This window comes from Streptomyces sp. TSRI0107 (assembly GCF_001905845.1).
In the GTDB taxonomy this organism is placed as follows: domain Bacteria; phylum Actinomycetota; class Actinomycetes; order Streptomycetales; family Streptomycetaceae; genus Streptomyces.
Window position 1 is genome coordinate 105,431 of the sequence record NZ_LIVZ01000007.1, and the last position, 14,796, is coordinate 120,226.

12 protein-coding genes are annotated in these 14,796 nt (G+C 73.8%); 2 read left to right on the forward strand and 10 right to left on the reverse strand.

From position 1 onward, the window contains the following. Positions 1 to 41: 41 nt before the first annotated feature. A complete protein-coding gene (locus AMK31_RS19725) occupies positions 42 to 2,189 on the forward strand; it encodes an MMPL family transporter (RefSeq protein WP_073941897.1) in 2,148 nt (715 codons plus the stop codon). Here the strand turns inward: AMK31_RS19725 and AMK31_RS19730 are convergent. Next, positions 2,170 to 3,597 (reverse strand): RsmB/NOP family class I SAM-dependent RNA methyltransferase, encoded by a 1,428-nt coding sequence (locus tag AMK31_RS19730; protein WP_073941898.1) that lies wholly within the window; start codon positions 3,595 to 3,597, stop codon positions 2,170 to 2,172. The genes AMK31_RS19725 and AMK31_RS19730 overlap by 20 nt on opposite strands. A gap of 91 nt (positions 3,598 to 3,688) precedes the next feature. Then, positions 3,689 to 4,621 (reverse strand): methionyl-tRNA formyltransferase, encoded by a 933-nt coding sequence (gene fmt, locus AMK31_RS19735; protein WP_073941899.1) that lies wholly within the window; start codon positions 4,619 to 4,621, stop codon positions 3,689 to 3,691. A gap of 260 nt (positions 4,622 to 4,881) precedes the next feature. On the opposite strand from fmt, the gene AMK31_RS19740 reads away from it, so the two are divergent. Then, entirely contained in the window at positions 4,882 to 5,424 is a 543-nt protein-coding gene (locus AMK31_RS19740) for a hypothetical protein (protein ID WP_073941900.1), read from the forward strand. A 478-nt stretch (positions 5,425 to 5,902) separates the two neighbouring features. On the opposite strand, the gene AMK31_RS19745 is transcribed toward AMK31_RS19740, so the two are convergent. The 8 genes from AMK31_RS19745 to AMK31_RS19780 all read right to left on the reverse strand — a co-directional run bounded on the left by AMK31_RS19745 (position 5,903) and on the right by AMK31_RS19780 (position 14,753). Further along, positions 5,903 to 8,050 carry a primosomal protein N' gene (locus AMK31_RS19745; RefSeq protein ID WP_073941901.1) on the reverse strand — a complete coding sequence of 716 codons (2,148 nt, stop codon included), beginning with the start codon at positions 8,048 to 8,050 and terminating at the stop codon, positions 5,903 to 5,905. Positions 8,051 to 8,501: 451 nt separating this feature from the next. Beyond that, positions 8,502 to 9,710, reverse strand: coding sequence for a methionine adenosyltransferase (gene metK / locus AMK31_RS19750; RefSeq protein ID WP_073941902.1), 1,209 nt, complete (start codon positions 9,708 to 9,710; stop codon positions 8,502 to 8,504). Between the two features lie 237 nt (positions 9,711 to 9,947). Beyond that, the gene (gene coaBC / locus AMK31_RS19755; RefSeq protein ID WP_073941903.1) at positions 9,948 to 11,150 is read right to left on the reverse strand and encodes a bifunctional phosphopantothenoylcysteine decarboxylase/phosphopantothenate--cysteine ligase CoaBC; all 1,203 of its coding nucleotides are present in this window, start codon (positions 11,148 to 11,150) and stop codon (positions 9,948 to 9,950) included. 114 nt (positions 11,151 to 11,264) lie between these two features. After that, the gene (rpoZ, locus tag AMK31_RS19760) at positions 11,265 to 11,537 is read right to left on the reverse strand and encodes a DNA-directed RNA polymerase subunit omega (RefSeq protein ID WP_004933985.1); all 273 of its coding nucleotides are present in this window, start codon (positions 11,535 to 11,537) and stop codon (positions 11,265 to 11,267) included. 68 nt (positions 11,538 to 11,605) lie between these two features. Continuing rightward, entirely contained in the window at positions 11,606 to 12,163 is a 558-nt protein-coding gene (gmk, locus tag AMK31_RS19765; RefSeq protein WP_073941904.1) for a guanylate kinase, read from the reverse strand. Positions 12,164 to 12,221: 58 nt separating this feature from the next. Then, complete coding sequence (locus tag AMK31_RS19770; protein WP_003977346.1) at positions 12,222 to 12,545, reverse strand: integration host factor; 324 nt, start codon at positions 12,543 to 12,545, stop codon at positions 12,222 to 12,224. A 256-nt stretch (positions 12,546 to 12,801) separates the two neighbouring features. Next, entirely contained in the window at positions 12,802 to 13,650 is an 849-nt protein-coding gene (gene pyrF, locus AMK31_RS19775; protein WP_073941905.1) for an orotidine-5'-phosphate decarboxylase, read from the reverse strand. Beyond that, positions 13,647 to 14,753, reverse strand: a complete 1,107-nt coding sequence (locus AMK31_RS19780) for a quinone-dependent dihydroorotate dehydrogenase (RefSeq protein WP_073941906.1) — start codon at positions 14,751 to 14,753, stop codon at positions 13,647 to 13,649. The genes pyrF and AMK31_RS19780 overlap by 4 nt, the downstream gene beginning before the upstream one ends. Between the last annotated feature and the right edge of the window lie 43 nt (positions 14,754 to 14,796).

The following is a 14,796-nucleotide window of genomic DNA, read 5'->3' on the forward strand; positions in this document are numbered from 1 at the left end:
CGTAACGGCGGACCCGTGGGCCGGTGCCGGTGAGGGCGCCCATGGCGGACGCCCGAGGCGTCGCGCGGCTGGTCTGCGGGCCGCGCGCCAAGTGGCTGGTGCTCGCTCTGTGGCTGGTGGTGCTCGCGCTGACGGTGCCCTTCGGCCAGCGGCTCACCGGCGCCCAGGACAACGACGCGGCCTCCTGGCTGCCCGGCTCCGCCGAGTCCACCCAAGTCATGGAGATCTCCCAGGAGTTCAGGCCCGAGCAGCTCCCCGTGGTCGTCCTCTACGCCCGGGAGAGCGGGCTGACGGCCCGGGACCGGGCGGCGATCGCCGAGGACGTGCGCGAGCTCCGGCAGCTGCACGACCACGGCATCCGGGGCGCGGAGACCCGAGGGCCGGTGTTCGACCGGGAGACCGGACCCCGGGCCGCCCAGGTCTTCGTACCGGTCACCATGGACGAGAAAGGCTGGGAGCACATCGCCCCGGCCGTCGACTCGATCCGGGCGGGTGCCGGCGCGGGCGGCGCCGGCCTGGCCGTGCACATCACCGGCCCCGGCGGCACGTCCGCGGACTTCGCCGAGGCCTTCGCGGGCATCGACTCCACGCTGCTGCTCGCCGCGATGGGCGTCGTCGTCGCCATGCTGCTGATCACCTACCGCAGTCCCACACTCCTCCTGGTCCCCCTGCTGTCGGTGACCGCCGCGCTGTTCACCGCGCAGGCCATCGTCTACTTCCTCGCACAGCACGCGGGTCTGACCGTCAACGGCCAGAGCGCGGGCATCCTCACCGTCCTGGTCTTCGGCGCCGGCACCGACTACGCGCTGCTGCTCGTCGCCCGCTACCGGGAGGAACTGCGCCGCCACGCGGACCGGCACGAGGCGATGGCCCTCGCCCTGGGCCGCGCGGGCCCGGCGGTGATCGCCTCCGGCGCGACGGTCGTGCTCGGCATGCTCGTCCTGCCGGCCGCCGAGATGAACTCCACCAGCGGCCTCGGCCCGGTCGCGGCCACCGGCGTCGCCGTCGCCCTGCTCGCCATGCTGACGCTGTTCCCGGCGCTGCTGGTGAGCCTCGGCCGCTGGATCTTCTGGCCGGTCGTCCCCCGCTACGGCGCCGACGACCCGGCGGAGCGCGGGATCTGGGCGCGCACGGGCCGCCGTATCGCCCTCCGCCCGCGCGTGGTGTGGGCCGTGACGGCCGTGCTCCTCGGGGTCTGCTCGCTCGGCCTGCTCCAGCTGCGCGCCGAGGGCCAGAGCAACGCCGACGCCTTCACCGACAAGCCGGACTCGATCGTCGGCCAGGAGCTCTCCGCGCGCTGGTTCCCCGCGGGCAGCGGCGATCCGCTCCTCGTCGTCAGCGACCGGGAGCAGGCCGGGCAGGTGGGCCGCGCGGTCGCCGCGGCCCCGGGCATCGTCCCCGGCTCGGTGGTCCCGGCGCCCGGCGCCGCACCGGTGCACGACGGCAGGGTCCTCTTCGAGGCCACCCTGACCGACCCCGCCGACAGCGAGGCCGCGAAGCGGACCGTCGAGCGGGTCCGGGAAGCGGTGCACGCGGTGCCGGACGCCGACGCCCGGGTCGGCGGCGGCACGGCGGCCCTGCTGGACATGGACGAGGCGACGACCCGCGACAACCAGCTGATCATTCCGCTGGTGCTGGTGGTCGTGCTGCTGATCCTCTGCGTCCTGCTGCGCGCCCTGCTCGCCCCGCTGCTGCTGATCGGCACGGTGATCCTGTCGTTCGCGGCGGCGCTCGGGATCAGCGCGTTCGTGTTCCGCCACGCCTTCGGCTTCGCGAGCGAGCCGACGGACTTCCCGCTCTTCGTGTTCGTCTTCCTGGTCGCCCTGGGCATCGACTACAACATCTTCCTCACCACCCGCATCCGCGAGGAGGCCGCCCGGCAGGGCACCCGCCCGGGCGTGGTCACCGGCCTCGCGACCACCGGCTCGGTCATCACCTCCGCCGGCCTGGTCCTGGCCGGCACCTTCGCCGCGCTGGGCACCATGCCCCTGGTCACCTTCGCCGAGATCGGCTTCGCGGTCGCCCTGGGAGTGCTGCTGGACACCTTCGTGGTGCGGTCCGTGCTGGTGACGGCACTGTTCCTGGACGTGGGTCCGGCGGTGTGGTGGCCGCACCGGCTGGCCCGGGAGGACGGCGGTCCGCCCGAGCCCGAGCCGGTCGGCGTGGAGGTCAGCCGGTTCGGCGGATGAGCGCGAGGTACATCGCGTCCGTCCCGTGCAGATGCGGCCACAGCTGGACGTCCGGGCCGTCACCGAGGTGCGGTACGCCGGGCAGCAGCGGACGGGCGTCGATCAGCTCGGCCTGCGGGAACTGCTTGAGCAGGTCGGCGACCACGGCCCGGGTCTCGGCGAGCAGCGGCGAGCAGGTGGCATAGCCGACGACACCGCCGACACGGACGGACTCCAGGGCGGTGCGCAGCAGGGCGCGCTGGAGCGGCGCGAAGCCGTCCAGGTCCTCCGGGCGCCGCCGCCAGCGGGCCTCGGGGCGGCGGCGCAGCGCGCCGAGCCCGGTGCAGGGCACGTCCATCAGCACCCGGTCGAAGGTGCCGGCCCGCCACGGCGGGCGGGTCCCGTCGGCGGCGATGACCTGGTAGGGGCCGGGGTTGCCGTGCAGCGCCTTGGCGACCAGCCCGGCCCGGTGGGGCTGCTTCTCGGAGGCGAGCAGCGTGGCGCCCCGCTCGGCGGCCAGCGCGGCGAGCAGCGCGGCCTTGCCGCCGGGGCCGGCGCAGCCGTCCAGCCACTTCTCGTCCGGCCCGTCCAGCGGCGCGTCGGCGAGGGCTACCGCGACGAGCTGGCTGCCCTCGTCCTGCACGCCGGCCCGGCCCTCGCGGACGGCCTCGATCGCGCCGGGCTCACCGCCCTCGGTGAGCCGCACGGCGTACGGCGACCAGCGGCCCGCCACCGCGGCGTCCTCCGCCAGCAGTTCCTCGGCCGTGGCCCGGCCGGGACGGGCCACCAGGGTCACCTCGGGCCGCTCGTTGTCCGCCGCCAGCAGTTCCTCGATGCCGGCACGGCCGCCGCCGAGCGAGTCCCACAGCGCGGAGACCACCCAGCGGGGGTGGGAGTGCACGACGGCGAGATGGTCCTCGGGGTCCTCGTCATAGGGCGGCGCGACGCGCTCCAGCCAGCCGTCGAGATCGTGCTGGGCCACCTTCCGCAGCACGGCGTTGACGAACTTGGCGCGCCCGTCGCCGAGCACCACGCGGGCCAGCTCCACGGACGCGGACACGGCGGCGTGCGTCGGGATGCGGGTGCCGAGCAGCTGGTGCACACCGAGGCTGAGCACGTCCAGGACCGGCGGGTCGACCTCCCTGAGCGGCCGGTCGACGCAGTCCGCGATGACCGCGTCGTACGTCCCCTGCCGGCGCAGCGTCCCGTACACCAGCTCGGTGGCCAGCGCGGCGTCCCGCCCGTCGAACTTCTCGGGGCCCTCCTTCTCCCGCGCCTTGCGCAGCAGCGGCGGCAGCACGAGGTTGGCGTAGGCGTCCCGCTCGTCCACGGCACGCAGCGCCTCGAAGGCGAGGATGCGGACGGGGTCCTTCTGGGGCCGACGGTAGGGCTTGCCGGGCTTGCGGGGCCGCCGGGAGGTGTCGCTCACGAAAAGGTGCTCCGGATTTCTGTATACGGTGTGCGACCAGCCTACGTGGGCCGCACACCGCCCGCGCCGGGCCTGGGGGGCGTCTCGCCGCCTAGGCGCCGACGGTCTCGCCGTCGGCGATGCGCACGCCGCGAGCCCAGTCCGCCGCGCGCATCGGCTTCTTGCCCTGGGCCTGGACCCACAGCAGCTCCACGGCGTGCGAGCCGGTGCCGACGTGGACGTTGTTCTTGCCGACGGACAGTCGTCCGGGAGCGAGGTCGGTGCGGTCCGGGGTCAGGGCGACCTGGATGAGCTTGAGCCGTTCGCCTCGGAACGTGGTCCACGCGCCCGGCGCGGGGGTGCACCCGCGCACCACCCGGTCGACGCGCAGCGCGGGCGCGGCCCAGTCGATCCGCGCGTCCTCGACGGTGATCTTCGGCGCGAGGGTGATCCCGTCGGGGGGCTGCGGCACGGCCTTGAGCGTGCCGTCCTCGATGCCGTCCATGGTCGCGGCCAGCAGTCCGGCACCGGCGAATGCCAGCCGGGTCAGCAGGTCGCCGCTGGTGTCGGTGGGGCGGACCTGCTCGGTGACCGTGCCGTAGACGGGACCGGAGTCCAGCCCCTCCTCGATCAGGAACGTCGAGGCGCCGGTGATCTCGTCACCGGCCATGATCGAGTGCTGCACGGGCGCCGCCCCGCGCCAGGCGGGCAGCAGCGAGAAGTGCAGATTGACCCAGCCGTGCGCGGGGATGTCCAGGGCGACCCGCGGCAGCAGCGCGCCGTAGGCGACGACGGGGCAGCAGTCCGGGGCGATGGCGCTCAGCCGCTCCAGGAACTCCGGGTCGCGCGGCTTCGCCGGCTTCAGCACCTCGATGCCGGCCTCCTCCGCCCGCTCGGCCACGGGCGAGGCGACCAGCCTGCGGCCCCGCCCTGCGGGCGCGTCGGGCCGGGTGACGACGGCGGCCACCTCGTGCCGGCCGGAGGCCAGCAGAGCGTCCAGGGCGGGAACGGCGACCTCGGGGGTACCGGCGAAGACCAGCTTCATGGGTGGGCACGGGCCTCTCGGACGGAATTGTGCGGGCAACGCAAAGTCTAATTCCCACGCGGCGAACGCCCCTGACGGTGGAAAACCCGCAGGCGGGACGCACAGCGCACACCATCACGCGGGGGCGCGGGCATATGCCCGCACGCCCCCGGTGCGTGACCAGCGGCGCCGATCCGCGTTGGTCAAGACAGAGTTGACCACCACGGGCCGCGATCGCGGCCCGATCCTTTCTCCTCAACGCCGGTTCGAGAGGCTTGTTCATGGCCGACCACGCAACCCACGACGCCCAGGCTCGGGCCAGCCTGCACTTGCTGGTGCGGGACATCGAGCGGGTCCGCCGGCAGGTGGACGCACTGCGCACGCTCACCGCCCAGCTGGGAAACGTCTACCGCCCGCGCCGCTCCGGCCCCTCCACGGGCTTCGTCGTCTACGGACGCGCCCCCGCCCCGACCGTCCGCCTCGCCCAGGAACTGCGGGACAGTGTCGAGACCCTGGTCACGGCAGCGGTCGACTTCGACCGCTCGCTCGGCTTCTCGTGGGACGCGGTGGGCTCCGCCCTCGGAGTCACCAAGCAGGCGGTGCACCGTCGTTACGGCTCCCGCCGCGCCGCCGCCCAGGCGGCCGCCGAGGCCGAGCGCGGCACCGAGCCGTCGGGCACCCGGACGGTCAACGTCGGCACCGGCCTGCCCGCCGTGCCGACGGTCCCGGCCGCCCGCTCCATGCCCACCCAGCCGACGGCGGGCAGCCCGGCCCTGCGCGACGAGGCCAGGACGACGGCCTTCCCGAGCCCCCGCAACGGCTGACACCGACCGCCCCCGCCCCCGCCCCGAACACTGCCCTCCCGGTGCACCGCCCCGGGAGGGCAGTCCGTGTGCGGCTCCGGGACCACAGCCCTCCCCGCTGAGCGCGCCGCACGCACTCGTCGCCGGGCTCGCCGCCGCGTGGCTCCCCCGTCGGGCTCGCCACACGCATCCTCGCCGCGCTCGCCGCCGCGTCCCTCCCCCACCGGGCCTGCCGCCGCGTCCCTCCTCGCCGGGCTCGGTCGCCGCACTCGCCGCCGCGTCCCTCCTCGCCGGGCCCGCCGACGCGCCCCCTCGCCGCCGCGTCCCTCCCCCGCCGGGCTCGCCGCACGCATCCTCGCCGCGCTCGCCACCGCGTCGCTCTCCCGTCGGGCCCGCCGCACGCACCTCCTCGTCGGGCCCGCCGCCGCGTCCCTCCCCCGCCGAGCCCGCCGCCGCGCCCCTCCGCCGCGCTCGGCCGCCGGGCTCGCCGCCGCGTCGCTCAGCCGATGTCCGGCGGATCGATCCGCACCCGTACCGCCGCCCCGCTCCCCCGCGCCGTCCGTGCCGCCTGGGTGGCCTTCAGCGCGGACGCCAGTGCGGCTCCGCGGCCCGGTGGTACGCGGATCAGCGCCCGCTCCCAGTGCTCCCCGGGCGGTGGCGCGCCCGGCCGGCGTGGCCCGCCCGGGGCGGGGACGGGCACCGGTACCGGGCCCAGCACCTCCGCCTCGGGCGGCATGTCGACCATCGTCAGGAACTCCGCGACCGCCTCCGCCGTCCCCGAGACCGCCGCCATCCGGGACACCGGCGGAAACCCCAGCTCGGCGCGCTCGGCCAGCTCCCGCACCGCGTGCCCGACGGGGTCCCACCGCACCAGCGCCTGCACCGGGCGCAGCGTGGACTCGGCGACCACCACCACGGTCCCGCCCGCGCCCTGCGGACGCACCAGCGCGCCGGCCGCGATCCACCGGCGCAGCGCGTCCTCACCGGCGCGCAGGTCGGGCCGCCCGAGCATGGCCCAGCCGTCGAGCAGCAGGGCGGCGGCGTAACCGCCCTCGGCGACGGGCTCGGCGCCCGGTGTGCTCACCACCAGCGCGGGCGTCCCCGGCACCGTGTCCAGCACGTGCTCGCGCCCCGACGTCCGCACCGGGACCGCCGGGAAGGCCCGTCCCAGCTCCTCCGCGGTCCGCCGGGCGCCCACGACCTGCGCGCGCAGCCGGAACGACCCGCACTCCGGGCAGTGCCAGGACTCCTCCGCGCGACCGCACCAGCCGCACCGCAGCGCCCCGGCGTCCTGCGCCTCGAGCGGTCCGGCGCAGTGCCGGCAGCGGGCGGGCTCGCGGCAGCGGGCGCACGCCATCCGCGGGACGTAGCCCCGCCGGGGCACCTGGACCAGGACCGGTCCGTGCCGCAGCCCCTCCCTGACCGTCTGCCAGGCCAGGGTCGGCAGCCGGGCCGCCCGGGCGGCCTCGTCCCGGGCCAGGTCCTCGTCGCCGACGGTCCGCACCAGCGGGGCGGCGGCCCGCACCTGCTCGCGCCCGGCGACCAGGGGCCGCGCCCAGCCGCTCTCCACGAGCTGCGCGGCCTCCACCGTGCAGCTCCAGCCGCCCAGCAGGAAGGCGCACTTGTCCTGGGCGGCCCGCAGCAGCAGCACGTCCCGGGCGTGCGGCTGCGGCGCGTGCAGCTCGCTGTGGCTGTCGTCCCCGTCGTCCCAGAGGGCGACCAGCCCGAGGTCCTGGACCGGCGCGAACATGGCGGCCCGGGTGCCGACCACCGCCCGTACGGACCCTCTGCGTACCGCCAGCCATTCGCGGTACCGCTTCTCGGGCCCCGCGTCGGCGGTGAGCAGCGCGTGCCGCCCCGGTCCGAGCAGGGCGGTCAGGGCGGCGTCGACCCGTGCGGCGGCCCGCCCGTCCGGTACGACGACGAGCGCGCCGCGTCCGGAGGCCAGCGTCGCGGCGACGGCGCGGGCCAGCTCGGCGCTCCACTCCGGGCCGGGCAGCGCGTTCCACACGGCGCGCGGCGCGCCCCCCGAGGCCAGCGCCGCCAGGAACGCCGGCCCTCGCTCGTACCGCGTCCAGGACTCCGCGTCCGGCGCCGGGGGCGGCGGCAGCGGCGCGGGGGACGGCCGCTGCTCGGCCTTCGCGCTGCGCGGCGGCACGGCGAGCTGGAGCACGTCGGCGAGGCTTCCGGCGTACCGGTCGGCGACCGCGCGGGCCAGCCCCAGCAGTTCCTCGCTCAATACCCGCTCGGGCGACACGACCTGCGCCAGCGCGGCCAGCGGCCCGGAGTAGTCGGACTCCGCCCGCCGCTCGATCAGGAACCCGTCGATCAGACCGCCGCCCTCGCGGCGCCCCTCGCGCACCCGGTGCCGCCCGGCCCCGAACCGCACCCGCACCCGGACGCCCGGCTGCGCGTCGGCGTCCAGTTCCTCGGGCACGGCGTAGTCGAAGTAGCGGTCGAGGTGCAGTACACCCTTGTCCACGAGCACCCGCGCCACGGGCAGCTCCTTGGCGAGCGCGGCGCCCCGCCACGTCCGCGGCTTGGCCTTCGGCGCCTTGGCCTTGCGCACGCTCTCCCGAATGAGCGCGAGCTGCTCCGGCGGCGCGCCCTCCGCGCCGCCGCCCCCCTGACCGTTCTCGCTGCTCACGCTTGCATTCTTACCAAACCGCACTGACACCGACGCGCGGCCCGAGATCACCTCGGCCGCGGACGAACGCCCATCGGCGCTTCCGCCTTAGCCCGCTCGGCCATACCGGTCCGCCTGAACGGACCGGCAGCAGGATTCGAACCTGCGAGAGGAGAGATCCCCAGAAGTACCCGCGGCCTTCGCACCGGGCACGCGTCGTCGGCCTCCCGAGATCAGGCCGGCTTCGGCACATGTCTTCCAGATTCACCGCACGCCCGAGAGCGCACTCCACCGAAGGAACCGAAACCCTCGCACCGGGAGATCACCACCGTACGGCGCCGTGATCCCGCCGTGCCAGCGATTTCCCCACCGGGTGGGGCCGGGTAGGGCAGGGACGGGGCGGGGCGGGGCGGAACGCGACGAGGCCCGGCGCCCCCGAAGGGGTACCGGGCCTCGCGGAGACCGTCGGGGCTTACAGCCCCGCGGCGGCGCGCAGCGCGTCCACGCGGTCCGTGCGCTCCCAGGTGAACTCGGGGAGCTCACGGCCGAAGTGGCCGTACGCCGCGGTCTGGGCGTAGATCGGGCGGAGCAGGTCGAGGTCGCGGATGATCGCGGCCGGGCGGAGGTCGAAGACCTCGTCGATGGCCTTCTCGATCTTCTCCGGCTCGATCTTGTGGGTGCCGAAGGTCTCGACGAAGAGGCCGACCGGCTCGGCCTTGCCGATGGCGTAGGCGACCTGGACCTCGCAGCGGCCGGCCAGGCCCGCGGCGACCACGTTCTTGGCGACCCAGCGCATGGCGTAGGCGGCCGAGCGGTCGACCTTGGACGGGTCCTTGCCGGAGAAGGCACCGCCGCCGTGGCGGGCCATGCCGCCGTAGGTGTCGATGATGATCTTGCGGCCGGTGAGGCCGGCGTCGCCCATCGGGCCGCCGATCTCGAAGCGGCCGGTCGGGTTGACCAGCAGGCGGTAGCCCTCGGTGTCCAGCTTGATGCCCTCGTCGAGCAGCGCCTTCAGCTCGGGCTCGACGACGAACTCGCGGATGTCGGGAGCGAGCAGCGAGTCCAGGTCGATGTCGCTGGCGTGCTGCGAGGAGACCACGACGGTGTCCAGGCGGACCGCCTTGTCGCCGTCGTACTCGATGGTGACCTGGGTCTTGCCGTCGGGGCGCAGGTAGGGGATCGTGCCGTTCTTGCGCACGTCGGACAGGCGCTTGGACAGGCGGTGCGCGAGGAAGATCGGCAGCGGCATCAGCGTCGGCGTCTCGTCCGTCGCGTAGCCGAACATCAGGCCCTGGTCGCCGGCGCCCTGCCGGTCCAGCTCGTCCTCGTCGCCCTCGACGCGGGTCTCGTAGGCGGTGTCCACGCCCTGCGCGATGTCCGGGGACTGCGAGCCGATCGACACCGACACGCCGCAGGAGGCGCCGTCGAAGCCCTTCTTCGAGGAGTCGTAGCCGATCTCCAGGATCTTGTCCCTGACGAGCTGCGGGATCGGCGCGTAGGCCTTGGTCGTGACCTCACCGGCCACGTGCACCAGGCCGGTCGTGATCAGGGTCTCGACGGCGACCCGGGACGTCGGGTCCTCGCGCAGCAGGGCGTCGAGAATGGTGTCGCTGATCTGGTCAGCGATCTTGTCGGGGTGACCCTCGGTCACGGACTCCGAGGTGAACAGGCGACGGGACACAACGCTCCCTGGGGTTGCAGCGGCTGCTGGCTGATCATTGGTGGACGGGACGGGGCTGCTGCCCGGCGGTCGTCCTGGAACAGTTTATCGGTCGCGCTCCGCCGCGGGGCCACCCGTCTCGCCTCTCGGGAGCGCTGTGACCTGCGGCACGGGCATTCTGCCCAGGTTCTGCGGCATTGGCCAGGGGCGCCACGCCTGGATCGGGCGCGCGGGGGACGGCGTGGCGCGCGGAGCCGGTCAGCGCAGGCGGCCGGCGACGAGGTCCCACACGGTGTCGGCGAGCGCCTCCTTGGGGCCGTGCGGGACGGGCGTCTCGCCGCCGTCGGCGGCCAGCACCACGGCCTCGTTCTCCTCGGCGCCGAAGGTCTTGCGCTCCCCCACCTCGTTGACCACGAGCAGGTCGCAGCCCTTGCGCTCGAGCTTTCGGCGGCCGTTGGCCAGGACGTCGTCGGTCTCGGCGGCGAAGCCGACGATCACCTGACCGGGGCGCGCCCGGTCGGCGGAGATCTCGGCGAGGATGTCGGGGTTGCGGACCAGCACGATCGGGTCCGGGTCCTGCCCGTCCTTCTTCTTGATCTTGCCGGTCGCGTAGGTCTCCGGGCGGAAGTCGGCGACGGCGGCGGCCATGACGACCGCGTCCGCGTCGGCGGCCGCCTTCAGCACCGCCTCCCGCAGCTGGACGGCGGTGCCGACCCGGACCACGTCCACACCGGCCGGGTCCGGCAGCTCGGCGTTGGCGGCGACCAGGGTGACGCGGGCGCCGCGCGCCGCTGCCGTACGGGCGAGGGCGTAGCCCTGCTTGCCGGAGGAGCGGTTGCCGAGGAAGCGGACCGGGTCCAGCGGCTCGCGGGTGCCGCCGGCGCTGACGACGACGTGCCGGCCGGCGAGGTCGGGCTCCCGTACGCCCCGGGCGAGGACGCGGCGGCAGACCTCGAAGATCTCGGCGGGCTCGGGGAGCCGGCCCTTGCCGGTGTCTACGCCGGTGAGGCGGCCGACGGCGGGTTCGATGACGACGGCGCCGCGCCGGCGCAGCGTCGCCACGTTCTCCTGGGTGGCCGGGTGCTCCCACATCTCGGTGTGCATCGCGGGGGCGAAGACGACCGGGCAGCGGGCGGTGAGCAGGGTGTTGGTCAGCAGGTCGTCGGCGAGGCCGTGGGCGGCCTTGGCGAGCATGTCGGCCGTGGCGGGGGCGACGACGACCAGGTCGGCCTGCTGGCCGATGCGCACGTGCGGCACCTCGTGCACGGCGTCCCAGACCTCGGTGGAGACGGGATTGCCGGACAGGGCCGACCACGTGGCGGCACCCACGAAGTGCAGGGCTGAGGCGGTGGGGACGACCCGGACGTCGTGTCCGGACTCGGTCAGCCTGCGCAGCAGCTCACACGCCTTGTACGCGGCGATGCCGCCGCTGACCCCCAGAACGACCTTCGGCTTGTCCACCGTCGTCTCTCCCCGAACCTCGGAAACGTGCAACCACCCCCCATGAGACACCACAGGCCCGGCAGACGTGCTGCCGGGCCTGTGGAAAAGTCAGCCGTGAGCTGACCGTATGACTTACTGGCCGGGGCCTTCGACGGCCTCGGAGGTCAGCAGCCCCGCGTTGATCTCGCGCAGTGCGATCGAGAGCGGCTTCTCGTGGACGTGGGTGTCGACGAGGGGACCGACGTACTCGAGGAGACCCTCGCCGAGCTGCGAGTAGTACGCGTTGATCTGGCGGGCCCGCTTGGCCGCGTAGATCACGAGGCTGTACTTCGAGTCGGTGGCCTCGAGGAGCTCGTCGATCGGCGGGTTGATGATGCCCTCGGGCGCGGAGATGGAAGAGGACACGCTCTACCTTCCGATGGATGGGAAAGAATCAGTCGCGATGATCAGCCACTGCGGCATGGTCGTCACGATCACACAACGTTCATCAAGGCTAGCAGCTCACGCGCCACGTCCTCGACGGAGGTGTTGACCAGCGTCTCGTCGAACTCGGGCTCGGCCGCGAGTTCGACCTTGGCCGCGTCCAGCCGGCGCTCGATGACCTCGGGCGGCTCGGTGCCCCGGCCGGTCAGCCTGCGCACCAGCTCCTCCCAGGAGGGCGGAGCCAGGAACACCAGCTGTGCCTCGGGCATCGACTCACGGACCTGCCGGGCGCCCTGGAGGTCGATCTCCAGGAGGACGGGCTCACCCGCCTCCAGGCGCTCCAGGACGGCCGCACGCGGCGTGCCGTAGCGGTTGCCGGCGAACTCGGCCCACTCCAGCAGCTCGCCGTTGGCGATCAGCTTGTCCATCTCGTCGTCGGTGACGAAGAAGTAGTGGACTCCGTGCTGCTCGCCCGGACGGGGCTTGCGGGTCGTCGCCGACACCGAGAGCCAGACCTCGGGGTGTTCCTTGCGCATATGGGCGACGACCGTGCTCTTGCCGACCCCGGAGGGTCCGGAGAGCACGGTCAGCCGCGGACGTTCACTCATGCAGCGATTATTCCAGCAATCCCGGAGTGCCCGGGACCACCCCCGGGCGGACCGGGGTTCAGGAGCCGGTGCTGCCGAACTCGCGCTCGAGCGAGGCGATCTGGTTGGAACCGAGACCACGCACGCGGCGGCTCTCGGAGATTCCGAGTCGCTCCATGATCTGCTTGGCGCGGACCTTGCCCACGCCCGGCAGGGACTCGAGGAGGGCGGAGACCTTCATCTTGCCGATGACGTCGTTCTCCTGGCCCTGCTTGATGACCTCGTGAAGGGAGGCGCCGGAGTGCTTGAGTCGATTCTTGACCTCGGCCCGCTCCCGGCGAGCCGCGGCGGCCTTTTCGAGCGCGGCTGCGCGCTGTTCGGGGGTAAGGGGCGGAAGAGCCACGCCTACGTCACCTCGGATGTCGAACTGTCGGATACGGACCGGTGAGGAACCTAGTCGCCCCACACCTGGGGAGCCACGAGCAACACGCTCGCCCGTTGACTCTCGTCGGAGACTAGCGGTCAAGTCCGCCGGAGTCAGCGAGAACAGAGGAAAAGTCCTGGTCAGCCTCAGTCAGGACCGGATATTTCAGACATACTGCCCTGGATTTGAGGATGTATCCAGCCTCAAGCCGACCCCGGCGGACACGACGGGGACCTCAGACCGGCGCCACCGCGGTCCGGATCTCCTCCGCGAACCGCTCCGCGGCCGTCCGCAGCGCTCCGACGTCGGGACCGTGCCGCAGCACACCCCGGCTGACGTTCGGGACGACGTTGCGCACCGCCGCTCCGAAGACCCGGGGAAGGTCGGCCGCGGTGGCCCCCTGGGCGCCGATGCCGGGGGCGAGCAGCGGACCGTTGATCGCCAGGTCGTACGAGGACAGGTCGCCCAGCGTGGCGCCGACGACCGCGCCGAAGGACCCCAGCGGCTCCTCCGCCGCGTTCTCCTCCGCGAGGTGGGCGAGCATCGTCGCGCCGACGTTCCGGCCGGCCGGGTCCTCGGTGCGCACGGCGTGCTGGACCTCGCCGCCCTCCGGGTTGGAGGTCAGCGCCAGCACGAACAGTCCGGCGCCGTTCTCCCGGGCCAGCTCGATCGCCGGCTTCAGGGAGCCGTAGCCGAGGTAGGGCGAGACGGTCAGCGCGTCGGAGAACAGCGGGGCGTCCTTGTGCAGGAACGACTCGGCGTACGCGGCCATGGTGGAGCCGATGTCGCCGCGCTTGGCGTCCATGACGACCAGCGCGCCGGCCGCGCGGGCCTCCTCGACCGCCTTCTCCAGGACGGCGACGCCGCGCGAGCCGAAACGCTCGAAGAACGCGCTCTGCGGCTTGAGGACGGCGACCCGGTCGGCCATCGCCTCGACGACCGTGCGGCTGAACCGCTCCAGACCGGCCACGTCGTCGTTCAGGCCCCACTCGGCGAGCAGGGAGGCGTGCGGGTCGATGCCGACGCACAGCGGGCCGCGGTCGTCCATGGCGCGGCGCAGTCGCGCGCCGAAGGGCTCGGTCATGGAGTCTTCCTCACGTCGGCGCCGACCGCGTCGGCGAGGGTGGCGTAGGGGCTCTGGCGCAGGCGCGCGGCGAGGCCCTTGTGGATGGCGCGGGCCCAGAAGGGCCCCTCGTAGACGAAGGCGCTGTAGCCCTGGACCAGCGTGGCGCCGGCCAGGATGCGCTGCCAGGCGTCCTCGGCGTTCTCGACGCCGCCGACGCCCACCAGGGTGATCCGGTCCCCCACGCGCGCGTAGAGGCGGCGCAGCACCTCCAGGGAGCGGGCCTTGAGGGGCGCTCCGGACAGGCCGCCGGTCTCCTTGACCAGGGCGGGGCCAGACCGCAGGCCCAGGCCCTCGCGGGCGATGGTGGTGTTGGTCGCGATGATCCCGTCGAGGCCGAGTTCCACGGCCAGGTCGGCCACCGCGTCGACGTCCTCGTCGGCGAGGTCGGGGGCGATCTTCACCAGCAGCGGCACGCGCCGCGTGGTGACGGTCCGGTCGGCGGCGTCGCGGACGGCGGTGAGCAGCGGGCGCAGCGCCTCGGTGGCCTGGAGGTTGCGCAGCCCCGGCGTGTTCGGCGACGACACGTTCACGACCAGGTAGTCGGCGTGGGGTGACAGGCGCTCGGCGGACTTCACGTAGTCCAGGACGGCCTCCGCCTCCGGGACGACCTTGGTCTTGCCGATGTTCACGCCCACGACGGTCTTGAAGACGGGCGTACGGGAGGCCAGACGCGCGGCGACGGCGAGCGAGCCCTCGTTGTTGAAGCCCATGCGGTTGATCAGCGCCCGGTCCGCGACCAGCCGGAACAGCCGCTTCCTGGGGTTGCCCGGCTGTGCCTCCCCGGTCACGGTGCCGATCTCGACGTGGTCGAAGCCGAGCATCGCCATGCCGTCGACGGCGATCGCGTTCTTGTCGAAGCCGGCGGCGAGCCCGAAGGGCCCGTGCATGCGCAGGCCGAACGCCTCCGTGCGCAGTTCCTTGTACCGGGGCGCGAGCACGGCCGCGACAAAGGTGCGCAGCACCGGGACGCGCACGGCCAGGCGGATCCAGCGGAAGGCCAGGTGGTGGGCCTGCTCCGGGTCCATCCGCTTGAAGACGAGGTTGAAGAAGATCTTGTACATCGTGTCCTCATGACGAAGCTCGTGGGCGAGCCTCATGAAGAGG